Source organism: Pseudomaricurvus alkylphenolicus (genome assembly GCF_011683955.1).
Lineage (GTDB): Bacteria > Pseudomonadota > Gammaproteobacteria > Pseudomonadales > Cellvibrionaceae > Pseudomaricurvus > Pseudomaricurvus alkylphenolicus.
Genome location: NZ_JAAQPI010000013.1, coordinates 123750 through 136989, shown reverse-complemented (window position 1 = coordinate 136989; position 13240 = coordinate 123750). Strand labels below are relative to the sequence as shown.

General features: G+C 53.0%; 13 protein-coding genes. 11 read left to right on the top strand and 2 right to left on the bottom strand.

Going from position 1 to position 13240, the window contains the following annotated elements; genetic code table 11:
* Positions 1 to 5: 5 nt before the first annotated feature.
* Together HBA55_RS27065 and HBA55_RS27060 are read right to left on the bottom strand one after the other, a co-directional pair.
* On the bottom strand, positions 6 to 356 hold the full coding sequence (locus HBA55_RS27065; protein ID WP_166997936.1) for a hypothetical protein: 351 nt from the start codon (positions 354 to 356) through the stop codon (positions 6 to 8).
* Between the two features lie 35 nt (positions 357 to 391).
* Positions 392 to 595, bottom strand: coding sequence for a hypothetical protein (locus HBA55_RS27060; RefSeq protein WP_166997934.1), 204 nt, complete (start codon positions 593 to 595; stop codon positions 392 to 394).
* 366 nt (positions 596 to 961) lie between these two features.
* Here HBA55_RS27060 and adk point away from each other — a divergent pair, with 366 nt between their 5' ends.
* The 11 genes from adk to HBA55_RS27005 all read left to right on the top strand — a co-directional run bounded on the left by adk (position 962) and on the right by HBA55_RS27005 (position 13197).
* Positions 962 to 1612 (top strand): adenylate kinase, encoded by a 651-nt coding sequence (gene adk, locus HBA55_RS27055; RefSeq protein WP_166997932.1) that lies wholly within the window; start codon positions 962 to 964, stop codon positions 1610 to 1612.
* A 556-nt stretch (positions 1613 to 2168) separates the two neighbouring features.
* Complete coding sequence (gene hemH, locus HBA55_RS27050) at positions 2169 to 3146, top strand: ferrochelatase (protein ID WP_166997929.1); 978 nt, start codon at positions 2169 to 2171, stop codon at positions 3144 to 3146.
* A gap of 303 nt (positions 3147 to 3449) precedes the next feature.
* A complete protein-coding gene (locus HBA55_RS27045; protein WP_206019992.1) occupies positions 3450 to 4382 on the top strand; it encodes a hypothetical protein in 933 nt (310 codons plus the stop codon).
* Positions 4383 to 4517: 135 nt separating this feature from the next.
* The gene (tsaB, locus tag HBA55_RS27040; RefSeq protein WP_166997927.1) at positions 4518 to 5225 is read left to right on the top strand and encodes a tRNA (adenosine(37)-N6)-threonylcarbamoyltransferase complex dimerization subunit type 1 TsaB; all 708 of its coding nucleotides are present in this window, start codon (positions 4518 to 4520) and stop codon (positions 5223 to 5225) included.
* A 39-nt stretch (positions 5226 to 5264) separates the two neighbouring features.
* The gene (locus HBA55_RS27035; protein WP_166997925.1) at positions 5265 to 6056 is read left to right on the top strand and encodes an undecaprenyl-diphosphate phosphatase; all 792 of its coding nucleotides are present in this window, start codon (positions 5265 to 5267) and stop codon (positions 6054 to 6056) included.
* A 99-nt stretch (positions 6057 to 6155) separates the two neighbouring features.
* Complete coding sequence (locus HBA55_RS27030; protein WP_166997923.1) at positions 6156 to 7040, top strand: NAD(P)-dependent oxidoreductase; 885 nt, start codon at positions 6156 to 6158, stop codon at positions 7038 to 7040.
* Between the two features lie 104 nt (positions 7041 to 7144).
* Positions 7145 to 8434 carry a M18 family aminopeptidase gene (locus tag HBA55_RS27025; RefSeq protein ID WP_166997921.1) on the top strand — a complete coding sequence of 430 codons (1290 nt, stop codon included), beginning with the start codon at positions 7145 to 7147 and terminating at the stop codon, positions 8432 to 8434.
* A 96-nt stretch (positions 8435 to 8530) separates the two neighbouring features.
* A complete protein-coding gene (locus HBA55_RS27020; protein ID WP_166997919.1) occupies positions 8531 to 9613 on the top strand; it encodes a cyclic nucleotide-binding domain-containing protein in 1083 nt (360 codons plus the stop codon).
* 7 nt (positions 9614 to 9620) lie between these two features.
* A complete protein-coding gene (locus HBA55_RS27015) occupies positions 9621 to 10748 on the top strand; it encodes a tRNA-queuosine alpha-mannosyltransferase domain-containing protein (protein WP_166997916.1) in 1128 nt (375 codons plus the stop codon).
* 34 nt (positions 10749 to 10782) lie between these two features.
* On the top strand, positions 10783 to 11790 hold the full coding sequence (locus HBA55_RS27010) for a tryptophan--tRNA ligase (RefSeq protein ID WP_166997914.1): 1008 nt from the start codon (positions 10783 to 10785) through the stop codon (positions 11788 to 11790).
* 234 nt (positions 11791 to 12024) lie between these two features.
* Positions 12025 to 13197 carry a methyl-accepting chemotaxis protein gene (locus HBA55_RS27005; RefSeq protein WP_166997912.1) on the top strand — a complete coding sequence of 391 codons (1173 nt, stop codon included), beginning with the start codon at positions 12025 to 12027 and terminating at the stop codon, positions 13195 to 13197.
* The last annotated feature ends 43 nt before the right edge of the window (positions 13198 to 13240 follow it).

Genomic DNA, 13240 nt, shown 5'->3' with positions numbered 1-13240 from the left:
TGCGCTCACGCCGATGGGATGGTGTCACAATCGAGACGCAGCAGGTGTTGGTAGTGTTTTGTCAGGGCCAGAAAGCGGGGAGTCAATCCGTCGTCCGCGTAGATTTCATCACCCATTTCGTCCAGTGCAATGACTTTTTTTCCCGGCTGGTAGGGCAGTGATTGTTCCAGGTCTCGTAGCGCGGCGCCCAATAAATCCCGAATAATCTCTGCCTGTGTCATTCGGGGGTAGCGTTCGCAAAGTTGCTGAAGTGTGGTGGCATCCTGAGGGAGCAGTGATACCTGATATTGGTGATCGGTGAGTGTTCCCACCCCAAATCGTTTCCACTTGGTGGTGATATCGGCAAATGGTTTCATGGAAGACCTCATTTTCTATTCCGTATTCGACCAGATTACGTTTTTTGGTCAGATTCCAGAGTATTGAGTGCGTGGTGTAACAGCTCGGTAATCAGGGCTTGAGTATCCCTGCCGGGATAGATTTGATTTAACGCGGCCAGTTTGGCGGCGTCATCTATTGGCAGCGCGATTTTGCAGATTGGCTGGCTGCCTGGTGACTGTGGCCGGTTCAGCTTTTCTGCCAGATGTGGGGTGGTCATGACTTGCCTCCAGAGTTCAATCCTGCTGTCGGGGGATATTGCGTCATATATATGTAGTTATAGTTCACTGTGAGGTTGACAAACAGCTATTTGAGACGTTTTTTGATCAGGGCAGGGAGCAATGCAGTGAGCTTAGACATTGGTCGCAGCGCTCTTTAGAAAAGATCTTTAAAATCAGTTGGTTACAGGGTTTGCGAGCGACGGCACCGAGGCCTGCCCTTGAGATTAGGCAGGGCAAAGTGTATGGTAGCCCCAATTTTTTAGACGGCTTCATCCTAACAACACCCTGCATGCCCTGGTAGGCAAATACCAGCGGGTAAATATCGGGTTGTCCAAGGTAGAGCAGACTACGGGAGTTAATCATCCATGCGCATCATCTTGTTAGGCGCTCCGGGAGCCGGAAAGGGCACCCAAGCGCAATTTATCACGGAACAGTACGGTATTCCGCAGATTTCCACCGGCGATATGCTTCGTGCTGCTGTTAAAGCAGGCACTCCTCTGGGGTTGCAGGCAAAGGACATTATGGCCTCTGGCGGCTTGGTGTCTGATGAATTGATCATTGCCCTGGTAAAAGATCGCATCGCTCAGGATGACTGTGCCAAGGGGTTCCTGTTCGATGGTTTCCCTCGCACTATTCCTCAGGCTGAAGCGTTGCAGGAAGCCGGCGTTGCTATCGACCATGTGCTGGAGATCAATGTGGACGACGAGGAGATCGTCAGCCGCATGAGTGGCCGTCGCGTGCACCCGGCTTCCGGTCGTACTTATCACGTCATTCACAATCCACCCAAGGTGGAAGGTAAGGACGATGAGACTGGAGACGATCTGGTTCAACGGGAAGACGATCAGGAGGAAACCGTTCGCAAGCGTCTGGCGGTTTACCACGAGCAGACTAAGCCATTGGTGGGTTTCTACCAGGATTTGGCGGAAAAGAATGATCAGGCAGCCAAGTACAGCCGTATAGAGGGTGTGGGTGAGTTGTCCGAGATTACTGCTAAGGTGCTGCAAGCACTGAGTTGAGTTTTCTCCAAGTATTACGCTTGAGATAAGACGCTCAAAAAAGGCTCCCCAGGGAGCCTTTTTTTTGGGCTGCGAGTGAGGGTTGGGTAAGAGTTACCTGGAGATGAATTGGCCGTCTGTAAAGTGCCATAGCTGCCGTTCGAGACAACAGGATGTTCTTCCCGCGTAGGTCGGATTAGCTCCGCTTTGCGGAGCGTAATCCGACGGTTCCGCTGGAGCTGTTCGTTGGCTGCGGCCCGGTTTTTGACACTTTGGGATGTTGCTGCAACGGGCGGTTTATACAGGGCCGCCGCCAATTTAAACCTTCGGCGGATCGCCGGATTACGAAGCGCAAAGCGCTTCTAATCCGGCCTACATTCGTGCGGTCGTTGCGGACATCATCGAAAGCCCATCGCGCCCTGAATCTAGAAAAAGAAAGACCGCTTATGGCACCAAGGAAACCTTGCAGCAAGTTTGCGACTTGAAACAAACCACAAATATTAATGAAGACACAATTTCTTGTCCGTTAACAATAAATGAGGCACTCTCTACCGGAAATCGGATGCAATAAAAGCTTATGGAATCGAATCAATCCACACCTCTGGGTGTTGTCATTGCCAACCTTGGAACACCCACTGAACCCTCCGCGAGTGCAGTGAGAAGTTTTCTCGCCGAATTTCTTTCTGATCAGCGTGTTGTTGAGTTACCACGCCTGCTTTGGTTGCCTCTCCTTTATGGCGTTATTCTGCCGTTGCGTGCTCCCAGGGTTGCCAAAAATTATCAAGGCATCTGGACGGAAAACGGCTCGCCCTTGAAGGCAATTACCGAACAGCAGGCGAGTGAACTCGCCAAACGCTTCGATAAGCATCAGGTCAGAATCTGTTACGCGATGACCTACGGCAGCCCCAAGCTCAAAGATCGGATTGCTGAGCTGGAACAGCAGGGATGTGAACGGATTCTGGTATTGCCTCTTTATCCCCAGTATTCGGCCACGACTACAGCCGCTCTTTATGACCAGTATGCAAAGATGCTATTGGAGCAGCGCAATGTCAGTGATGTGACTTTTTATAAGAGTTACTACCATCGCAGTGACTATATTGAAGCGCTGGCGGCTTCTTTGTCCCAACATTGGTCTCAACATGAGCCTGCAGAGAAGCTGCTTTTTTCTTTCCACGGTATTCCAAAGCGTTGCGTGGATCTGGGTGATCCCTACCAAAAGCAGTGTTTGGCCACCGCCGATGCTGTCACAAAGCGATTGAACCTGGAATCTCACCAATGGAGCGTCAGTTTTCAGTCCAGATTGGGTAAGGCGGAGTGGCTACAACCTTATACCGACAAGCAGCTGCAAAACTGGGCTCAACAAGGTGTAAAAAGTGTAGATGTGATTTGCCCCGCTTTTGCGGCTGATTGTCTGGAAACACTTGAGGAAATAAATGAGGAAAACCGGGAGTTGTTTCTTGAGGCGGGGGGAGATCGGTTTGAATTTGTTCCCTGCCTCAATGCACAACCTGAACACATCGATATGATGGAAAATATTGTCCGGGAACACCTGTGATTGCTCTGAAAACGGGGTGGTGATTGTTCAAAACAATTCAGAAAAAAGGCCGCGTTCAGATGATTCACTGAGCGCGGTTTTTTTTGATTTTTTTCTGCAAAAGACCCGAATTGGTGTCTGGCAGACAAAAAAACCAAAAAAAAACAAAAAAAACATGGAAATTTACAAAAAAATCATGCTTTAAGCGTGCAAATCCCCATTTTTTTAAATAATATTCTCGTCGACGTCTTAGGCGTTCATTATTTGTGCTATGGTTCTATGTGTTAGTGGTTCAGCATCTTTAACGTTGAGGAGAACAAAAAGATGGCTAGAGTAGCAAAAGCGAAAGCAAAGAAGGCTCCGGCAAAGCGTCGCTCGCCGGCTAAGAAACCCGCAGCAGCAAAAGCAGTCGCTCCTGCTGTTGCCAAAGCTCAGGATGCTCTGAGTAAGTTGCAAAAAGATATCACCGCCCAGGCTCAGGCCCAAGCCGCTGCTCGTAAAAAAGCCGCTGCTGCCAAAGCCAAAGCAGCGAAATCCAAGAAAGCAGGTGACAAGCGCAGTGCCAAGGCTGCTGCCAATGCCGCTGCCAAATTGGGTGCCAAGGTAAAAGCGCTGCGCGCCAAGTCCGCCGGTGCCAAACTGGCTCTGACTACCGCCAAGAGCACTGCGGCCGCAAAAGCTGCTGAAGCTGCTGCCGTTGCCAAGGTTGATGGTCTGGTTGATAGTCTGGCCACCAAGGCAGATGCCGATCTGGCGAAAGCCGTGAAGGCGTTTGAAACCAAGTGGAAGAAGCAGCGTTCTGCAGCTGACAAGAAGAAAGTCGCTGCTGCCAAGAAGAAGGTCATGGCTAAAGCTAAAGCTGCCGCCAAGAAGGCCATCGACAAGGCTAAGGCTGCAGAGAAGAAGGCTGCTGCCAAAGCTAAAGCTGCAGAGAAAAAGGCTGCTGCCAAGGCTAAAGTAGCTGCCAAGAAAGCTGCTGTTCGCGCCAAGGCTGCTGAGAAACGCGCTGCCGCCAAAGCTAAAGCTGCAGAGAAGAAAGCTGCTGCCAAGGCTAAGGCCGCTGAGAAGAAAGCCGCCGCCAAGGCCAAAGCTGCTGCCAAGAAGCCTGCACGCAAGAAGCCTGCCGGTCGTAAGGCTGCCGCTAAGCCCGCAGCTCGCAAAGTAGCAAAAAAAGCCGTGGCCAAGAAGCCAGCCGCTAAGCGTAAGACTGCAGCCAAGCGTAAGCCAGCTGCCAAGAAGCGCGCCGCCAAGAAGTAATCGCTTCTTAAACGGTTGGGAGCCTTAAAACTCCCCTGAAATCCCCGGGCTTTACCAGCTCGGGGATTTTTTTTGCCCCTCCAGCCCAAAATCTGCGAAAATGCCGCCCAGGTTTTATCTGGAGACTTGCAAACAATGTCCACCATTCTGGCCGTCGACACTTCTTGCGATGCCTGTTCCGTCGCCGTGCATCACTCAGGTCAGGAGTTTGCGCGTCATATCCAAGCGCCTCGGCAACATACGCAACGCCTGTTACCCCTGATTGATGAACTTCTGGCGGAAACCGGATTGTCGCTGACAAATTTGGATGCAATTGCCTATGGGCGAGGCCCCGGGTCCTTCACCGGGCTTAGAATTTGCCTCGGTGTTGTGCAAGGTCTGGCGTTTGGTTCGGATATTCCGGTTATTCCGGTGTCGACACTGGATGTTCTTGCCCAGGGGGCTGTAAACCAGGGCCGAGCAGGCGACCAGGATCACGTGTTGGTTGCGCTGGATGCACGAATGCAGGAAGTCTACGGCTGTCTTTATAAGGTAGTGGAAGGATTGGCGATTGCGCAGGGCGAGGAATATGTCAGTTCTCCTCAGCAGGCAGCCATCAACGCTCAATCCCAAAACCTGAATCCCGCAACCTTGTTGGCGGTTGGTCCGGGCCATCATTATCCTGAACTCAGTGCTTTAGAAGTGAGGGATCGCTGTTTGGATGTTGTTCCGGATGCCCGGGATATATTGTCACTGGTGTTTAAGCAAAGCTTGATCGAGTCCGCCATCAAGGCGGAAGAAGCGCAACCAGTGTATCTGAGAGATTCCGTGGCTTGGCAAAAACGTCAACGCATTCGTCAATAAGATACTGTCATTCACTTTTTCGTAGCTAAGACTGCCGATATGGATGCTCTGCAACTGATTGCGCTCGCTTTGATTCAGGGTGTGACGGAATTTCTGCCCATTTCCAGTTCCGGCCACCTGATTTTGCCCAGCCAGCTGCTGGGATGGAGTGATCAGGGGTTGGCATTTGATGTCGCCGTTCACGTAGGTTCGCTGTTGGCGGTGGTTGGGTACTTTCGGAAGGATATTTCCAAACTGTTTCTTGCCTGGATTGGCAGTCTGAGAGGACAGACATCTACAGATTCCAAATTGGCTTGGTTTGTTATTTGGGCAACGGCGCCTGCGGGTTTGGCTGGATTACTGTTCAATGACGTTATTGAAAATCACCTGCGTTCAGTGGTCGTTATTGCCTCGGCCACCGCTTTGTTTGGATTGGTCTTGGGGTGGGCGGATATAAAGGGCGCAAGACGTCAGACGTTAGATCAATTGACGCTATCTCAAGCAATGTTGATTGGCTGTGCCCAAGCGCTCGCGTTGATTCCCGGTACGTCGCGTTCCGGTATCACCATGACCATGGGGCTGGCGGTGGGGCTCAAACGACAGGACGCAGCCCGTTTTTCTTTTCTGCTGTCGATTCCACTGATTGCGTTGAGCGGTGGATACAAGGCGGTGGGGTTAATCGGAGAATCTTCCATTTTCTGGATGGATATCCTGCTTGGGGTGATTTTGTCAGCCATGAGTGCCACATTGTGCATTCATTGGTTCCTGAAATGGATCGATAATCTGGGGATGTGGCCGTTTGTGCTCTACCGACTGGCTTTAGCGGCGGTTCTTTTGATGTTTTTCGCCTAGGATTACCGTTGCGGTGGCTCCACAGTGACTTGCCGACATCTACTATCTATTTAATACACTACACGCGCATGTGTTGGGGCTTCCAATGAGGAGAATTCAATGAGTAAACAGGTCGCCTTTATTGGACTCGGAGTGATGGGTTACCCGATGGCAGGGCATTTACAAACTGCCGGTTATCAAGTCACCGTCTACAATCGCACTGCGGCCAAAGCACGCCAGTGGGCGGATCAATTTGGTGGGGCGGTGGCAGCCACTCCTGCTGAAGCGGCGGCAGGTGCAGAGGTTGTGTTCGCCTGTGTCGGTAATGATGACGATCTCAGATCAATTGCCGTTGGCGAACAGGGCGCGATACAGGGCATGAACGCCGGTAGCATTTTTGTTGACCATACGACCGCGTCCGCATCCGTTGCCCGCGAGCTTGCTGAGCAATTTGCACGGCAACAATGCCAGTTTCTGGATGCGCCGGTTTCTGGTGGACAGCAGGGAGCAGAAAATGGAGCGCTGACGGTGATGGTTGGCGGTGACGAGGACGCGTTTAATCGAGTGCAGAGCCATATCGATGTATATTCCCGTTCCGTACAACGATTGGGGCCAGCAGGCAGTGGTCAGCTGTGTAAAATGGTCAACCAGATCTGCATTGCCGGACTGGTGCAGGGATTGTCAGAAGGCCTGCATTTCGCAACTCAGGCCGGACTCGATCCCCACCAGGTAGTGGAAGTGATTTCCAAAGGAGCGGCTCAATCCTGGCAAATGGAAAATCGTTATCAGACGATGTTGGCAGGGGAATTTGAACATGGATTCGCCGTGGATTGGATGCGCAAAGACTTGGGTATCGTATTGGATGAAGCACGCCGTAATGCATCCAAATTGCCTGTTACAGCGCTGGTGGACCAGTTTTACGCTGACGTTCAGGAAATGGGCGGTGGACGGTGGGATACCTCCAGCCTGCTGGCCCGTTTGCAAGGGAAAACGTCGGACCAATAATCCGCATTTGCTGGCAGTGAGTAGCTGGCAATCAACCGTTGGCGATCAGAGTCAGCATTACTCTTCGCCAAGGCGAGTCAAATTACAGATGTTGAGAGGTGCTTGTGGATACCCAAACTTTTAACCAAGACCTGCTGGATTTTCTTGCGGCATCTCCCACGCCGTTTCATGCGGTGCAGAGTATGGCGCTGCGGTTAGAAAATGCAGGATTTACCCATCTACCGGAATCCGCCCCTTGGGAGCTGAAAGCGGGCGGTCGTTACTATGTGACCCGCAATGATTCCTCCATTATCGCGTTCGTTTATGGCACAGCGGATCTGGAAACCCAGGGGATTCGTATGGTTGGGGCGCACACTGACAGCCCCTGTCTGCGGGTGAAACCCCATCCGGAAAAAAACACCCAGGGTTACTTCCAGTTGGGCGTCGAGACTTACGGAGGGGTCCTGCTAAATCCTTGGTTCGATCGCGATTTATCCCTGGCGGGGCGAGTCAGCTATCGCAACGGTGATGGAAAGATCTGTTCGACGCTGCTGGATTTTGAACGTCCCATTGCGGTTATTCCAAGCCTGGCTATTCATCTGGATCGTGAAGCCAACAAAAACCGGACTGTGAATCCGCAAACTGATATTCCTCCCATCCTGATGCAAGCTGACGATAAAATTGATTTTCGCGAGTTGTTGGCTGGAGCGTTATCAGAGCGGGGTGTCGAAGGCGTCGATCAGGTACTCGACTATGAATTAAGTTTTTACGACACACAAAGGCCCGCATTGGTGGGGCTGAAACAGGAATTTATCGCCAGCGCGCGACTGGATAACTTATTGAGCTGTTATGTGGGGCTGCAGGCGATGTTGTCATCAGACGCAACCCAGTCGCAGCTATTGGTCTGCAACGACCACGAGGAGGTAGGCAGTCGCTCGGCCTGCGGTGCACAGGGTCCCATGTTGGATGATTTCTTGACCCGATTATTGCCCGATACCGAGCTGCGCATGCGCTGTATCAGTCGTTCAATGATGATCTCGGCCGATAATGCCCATGGTATACACCCCAATTATTCCGCCAAGCATGACGGCAACCACGGACCAAAACTCAATCAGGGGCCCGTAATCAAGGTAAACGCTAACCAGAGCTACGCTACCAACAGTGAAACCTCGGCCTATTTCCGCCATTGGTGCGAGATGGCGAAAGTACCTGTGCAGGCTTTCGTTACCCGCACGGATATGGGGTGTGGCAGTACCATAGGGCCAATCACTGCAGCCGAGGTGGGGGTTAAAACCATTGATGTGGGTATGCCTACGTTTGCCATGCATTCGATCCGAGAGCTGGGAGGGGTCGAAGACGCTGCGGGGCTGTGTCGGGTCCTGCGGGTGTTTTTTGACCAGTCCGAAGTGCATTAAGGTCGGTCGTTCTCGGTCAGGCCGTGTATACTCTTATTCATTAAGTAAGTCGCAATGGGCAATTGGCCTGCTGGCCCGATGGTAAAAGATAGTAAAATGAGTGATTCTGAACTGATACCCCAACTGACCCGCTTCAGTCCCTTCGATACCTTTACGGAGCAATATCTGCAGCAGGTTGCCGAACATGCGGAATTGACCACGGCGGAAAAGGGCGAACTGTTGTTTCGGCGCGGCAAACCCGCCCATCATCGCTACTACCTTCTTGAGGGGCGAGTGGATCTGGTGGATGCCAACTTTGAAACACTGACGGTCGATGCCAGCGATGATCGTGCCAGGACGACCTTGACCGATACCTCCCCGACCCAGGTGTCGGCGGTGGCCAAGAGTCCGTTGCAGTTGCTTAAGGTAGAAGCGGATTTTCTCGATTTGGCCATGGCCTGGAGTCAGTCCGGCGGTGATATTCCCATGGATACCGGCCCGGATGCTCTGGCGGCGGTAGAGGAAATCGACTTTGACGCGGGCAATCTCTCCCAGATGCAGGTGGAAGTTGAAGAGAGCGGGGGCGATTGGATGTCCAGCCTGCTGTCTTCGTCGATGTTCACCCGGGTACCCCCTGCTCATATTCAGCAGCTTTTTTCCCGCTTTGAGGCGCGTGTGGTCAAGTCTGGAGATGTGATCGTAAAAGAAGGGGGGAGCGGGGACTATTTCTACGTGATAGATCGCGGGCGTGCCAAGGTGAGTAGTATTTCCGGGGTCGACGTTACCCTGGAAGCCGGCAGCTATTTCGGTGAGGAGGCGCTGGTGGCCGATTCCCCGCGCAACGCCACGGTAACTATGGAAACGGACGGGCTCTTGATGCGACTGGGTAAAGAGGATTTCACCACCCTGATGCACGAGCCAGCCCAGGCCACCATTTCAATGGAGCAATATCAGGCCGAAGCGGACAAATACCAACTGATAGATGTGCGCATGCCCCTGGAATATCGCATCAACCATGTGTCGGGTAGCCGCAATTTGCCGTTGGCGCGTCTACGTGAACGCATGGGAGAGCTGGAAAACGGCGTTGCCTATGCCGTTACAGACGATGCCGGTCGCCGCAGCCAAGTGGCCGCCTACCTGATGTGCCAGGCAGGATTCGAGGCTTGCATTCTGCAGGGTGCGGATAAACACCATCAGTGATTCATCATTGAAGATCCTTTTACTGTCTGCCTATCATGCCGACAGTCATCAACGTTGGTGCGACGGCATGATCAAGGCAATGCCCGAGCATCAATGGACACTCCTGGATTTGCCTCCTCGCTATTTCAGCTGGCGGGTAAGGGGCAACAGTCTGAGTTGGGCATTTTCCGAAAGGCAGCATCTGGAGCGCTCCTACGATCTGGTGATTGCCACCTCTATGGTGGATTTATCAGCGCTGCGGGGGTTTGTTCCGGCACTTGGGCAGATTCCGACGCTGGTGTATTTCCACGAAAACCAGTTTGCCTACCCCGTGACTGATAATGCTCATCCCAGTGTTGAACCACAAATTCTGAACCTCTACACAGCACTTTGCGCAGATGTGGTGGCCTTCAATTCCAACTACAACAGACGCACCTTTCTCCAGGGAGTGGAAGAATTGCTCAGGAGATTGCCGGATAAATTGCCCCTGGGGCTGGTTGAGCGTTTACGGCAGCGATCCAGGGTCCTGCCCGTGCCTCTTGAGGACGACTTGTTTGTTGCTGCCAAAGGAAAGGAACCGGCAGTAGAGCACAAGCAGGGAGAGGAATTGTGGCCGTTCGATTCCGCCGAACGTCCGTTAAGACTGCTTTGGGCAGCCCGCTGGGAGTATGACAAGGGTCCTGATTTGCTCTTGCTCACCCTGAGGCAGTTACGTGAGCGTGAAATCCCGTTTCAGTTATGTCTGATGGGGCAGAAATTCCGGACCATCCCCCGGGAATTTGAGACAATTGAGAAACAATTCAGCCATGAGCTGGTGCAGTATGGCTATGAGACATCCGGTGCGCGTTATCGTCGCTGGTTGCGGTCTGCCGATGTGGTCCTGTCCACGGCGCGCCACGAATTCCAGGGGTTGGCCGTTCTGGAAGCGATTGCCGCGGGCTGCCTCCCTGTGTTGCCCGATACGCTGGCTTATCCGGAGTTGGTGGACTCTCATTATCTTTACGGCGTTGCCGGGGATCTGGCCAGCCAGGCATCGGCGGCGATGGAGAGAATACAGGCGCTCGCGGAGGAGGGCAGTGCGCCGGATGTCTGCCGCTTCGCCTGGGCCAACCAGCGTCGGCCCTATCGTCAATTGTTCGAGGAACTAGTATCATAGCGCGCTTGTTTCACCGCAGCGGCTTTATCAGCAGATGTCAAAATCACGAATTCTTACCGGTATTACCACCACGGGCACACCCCATTTGGGCAATTACGTTGGTGCCATTCGCCCGGCCATTGAGGCCAGTCAACATCAGGATAACCTGTCATTCTATTTCCTGGCGGACTTTCATGCGCTGATCAAGTGTCAGGACCCGGGCCAGGTTCATCAGTCGACCCGGGAAATTGCGGCCACCTGGCTGGCCTGTGGGCTAAATACCGACAACGTCGTGTTTTATCGCCAGTCTGATATTCCTGAGATTCCGGAGCTGTGCTGGTTGTTGAACTGTATGGCCGCCAAGGGGCTAATGAATCGTGCACACGCCTACAAAGCGGCTGTTGCGGCGAATCAGGAAGCCGGAGAAGATCCGGATTTCGGCGTGACCATGGGACTCTACAGTTACCCCGTACTGATGGCAGCTGACATTCTGATGTTTAATGCCAATCAGGTGCCCGTCGGCAAGGATCAGATCCAGCATGTGGAAATGGCCCGGGATATCGCCGCGCGTTTTAACCATCACTATGGCGAGCACTTTGTGCTGCCTGAAGCCGTGGTCGACGACAAAGTCGCCGTACTTCAGGGGCTCGATGGCCGCAAAATGAGCAAGAGCTACGGCAACACCATCCCTCTGTTTCTGGGTGAAAAGCAGCTCAAAAAACACATCAACAAAATCAAGACCAATCTGTTGGAGCCGGGGGAGCCAAAAGACCCGGATACCTCGACAGTGTTCCAGTTGTGGCAGGCGTTTGCGACGGAGCAGCAAACCGCGGATATGCGCCAGGCCTTTGCCGATGGTATTGCCTGGGGTGAGGCTAAAAAACAGTTGTTTGAATTGGTGAATGAGGAGCTCATGGAGGCGCGCGAGCGCTACAATGAGTTGCTGGCCAGTCCCACCGCCATTGAAGAGAAGTTGCAGCAGGGCGCCGAAAAGGCCCGTACTTACAGCCAGCCCCTGCTGGAGAAATGTCGTAGCGCCGTCGGCATCCGCCCCTTGAATTAACGTTTCCCCTGGCCTGGCCACGTTGTTGCCAGGCCACAAGCCTTCTTCAAACCCCTCCCCCCTGTTTCTGGCGATGCCTTTAGCGGTTGGCAATATGGCCTACAGCCGCTAGGCTATGGTCAAAAGTCAGAATGTCGTGAGACGCTGGTTGGCACTTAATTTTCCTGTGTTACCGCCGATAACGTCATCAGGCATTCCACTGACACAAACAACAGTAGCAAAGGTGGTCAATTGATGGGGACCAAGGGCAAGCTTTTAATATCAGCCGTCGTGATCTGGCTATTTGCCATATTGGCGGCGTCCTTGCTGGACGATGTGTTGATACGCACAATCGTTCTGCTGATACTCGGGGTTGTATCGGTTGTCATAGTGCAATTTTTGGCTCCCACGGATGAACAAATGCAGGCCGACGCTCAAGAAAAGATAGATGCGGAGGATATCCGCGGGCTCGGACATACTTTGGCCAGCAGCGGTGAGCCCTTCTGTCAGGCAGTGGACCAGACCAGCAGCCGTATTAACGATGTGGTTAATGACAGCGTGGGTTCACTGTCCCAGAGCTTCCAGACCATGACGGAAAATGCGCACCGACAACAGGAAATGATGCTGGAGTTGCTCAACCGAATTTCCGGAGGCAATGCCGATGCCGTGGAAGATGAGCATGTCACTATCGGTGATTTTGCCGGCGAGGTGGGGCGAATTCTGGACGATTACGTCAAATTATTTGTGGATGTCAGCGACAAGAGCGTCAGCGCCGTTCACAACATTCAGGACATGGTGCAGCACTTCGACGGCATGTTCCTTTTGATCAATGATATCCGCGGCATTGCCGAACAGACCAACCTGCTTGCGCTGAACGCCGCCATTGAGGCCGCAAGAGCCGGGGAAGCGGGACGCGGGTTTGCTGTGGTGGCCGATGAAGTCCGTAAATTATCCCAAAGCTCCAGCACGCTCAACGATCAAATACGTGAAAAGGCTGAAGTGGCAAAATCCACGATTACCCGTGTGGAGAAGGTGGTGGGTGAGATCGCCTCCATGGACATGAATATTGCGATCGACGCCAAAGGCCACCTCGATGGCATGTTGAAGGAACTTGAGGAAGTGAATTCTGACGTTTCCCGAGGGGTGGAGCGGATCGCAGAAATGAACAGCGGTGTGCAGAGAGACGTTAACCAGGCGGTGACGGCCCTGCAGTTTGCTGATCTTGTCAGCCAGGAGGCCGGCAGTATTCGCGAGCAGATTGGGGTGTTGCAGTCGCTGTTACAGGTGCTGACCCGCATTGACACCTCTGGTGCCGGGGCTGTGAGACAACTGAATTCAGATATCCAGACACTGGCTCAAGCCAGTCGCCAAAGTGCTATTAAAATGGCGGGGAACAACAGCGCTGCCGGTGAAATTGACCTGTACTAACGGGTGAATGCAGGGTAGGGTAAACGCTGTTCCCGGTCACTTA

What these genes read in the sequence shown, in the direction of transcription:
- HBA55_RS27065 (WP_166997936.1), bottom strand. Translation starts at nt 356, where the DNA reads ATGAAACCATTTGCCGATATCACCACCAAGTGGAAACGATTTGGGGTG.
- HBA55_RS27060 (WP_166997934.1), bottom strand. Translation starts at nt 595, where the DNA reads ATGACCACCCCACATCTGGCAGAAAAGCTGAACCGGCCACAGTCACCA.
- adk (WP_166997932.1), top strand. Translation starts at nt 962, where the DNA reads ATGCGCATCATCTTGTTAGGCGCTCCGGGAGCCGGAAAGGGCACCCAA.
- hemH (WP_166997929.1), top strand. Translation starts at nt 2,169, where the DNA reads ATGGAATCGAATCAATCCACACCTCTGGGTGTTGTCATTGCCAACCTT.
- HBA55_RS27045 (WP_206019992.1), top strand. Translation starts at nt 3,450, where the DNA reads ATGGCTAGAGTAGCAAAAGCGAAAGCAAAGAAGGCTCCGGCAAAGCGT.
- tsaB (WP_166997927.1), top strand. Translation starts at nt 4,518, where the DNA reads ATGTCCACCATTCTGGCCGTCGACACTTCTTGCGATGCCTGTTCCGTC.
- HBA55_RS27035 (WP_166997925.1), top strand. Translation starts at nt 5,265, where the DNA reads ATGGATGCTCTGCAACTGATTGCGCTCGCTTTGATTCAGGGTGTGACG.
- HBA55_RS27030 (WP_166997923.1), top strand. Translation starts at nt 6,156, where the DNA reads ATGAGTAAACAGGTCGCCTTTATTGGACTCGGAGTGATGGGTTACCCG.
- HBA55_RS27020 (WP_166997919.1), top strand. Translation starts at nt 8,531, where the DNA reads ATGAGTGATTCTGAACTGATACCCCAACTGACCCGCTTCAGTCCCTTC.
- HBA55_RS27010 (WP_166997914.1), top strand. Translation starts at nt 10,783, where the DNA reads ATGTCAAAATCACGAATTCTTACCGGTATTACCACCACGGGCACACCC.
- HBA55_RS27005 (WP_166997912.1), top strand. Translation starts at nt 12,025, where the DNA reads ATGGGGACCAAGGGCAAGCTTTTAATATCAGCCGTCGTGATCTGGCTA.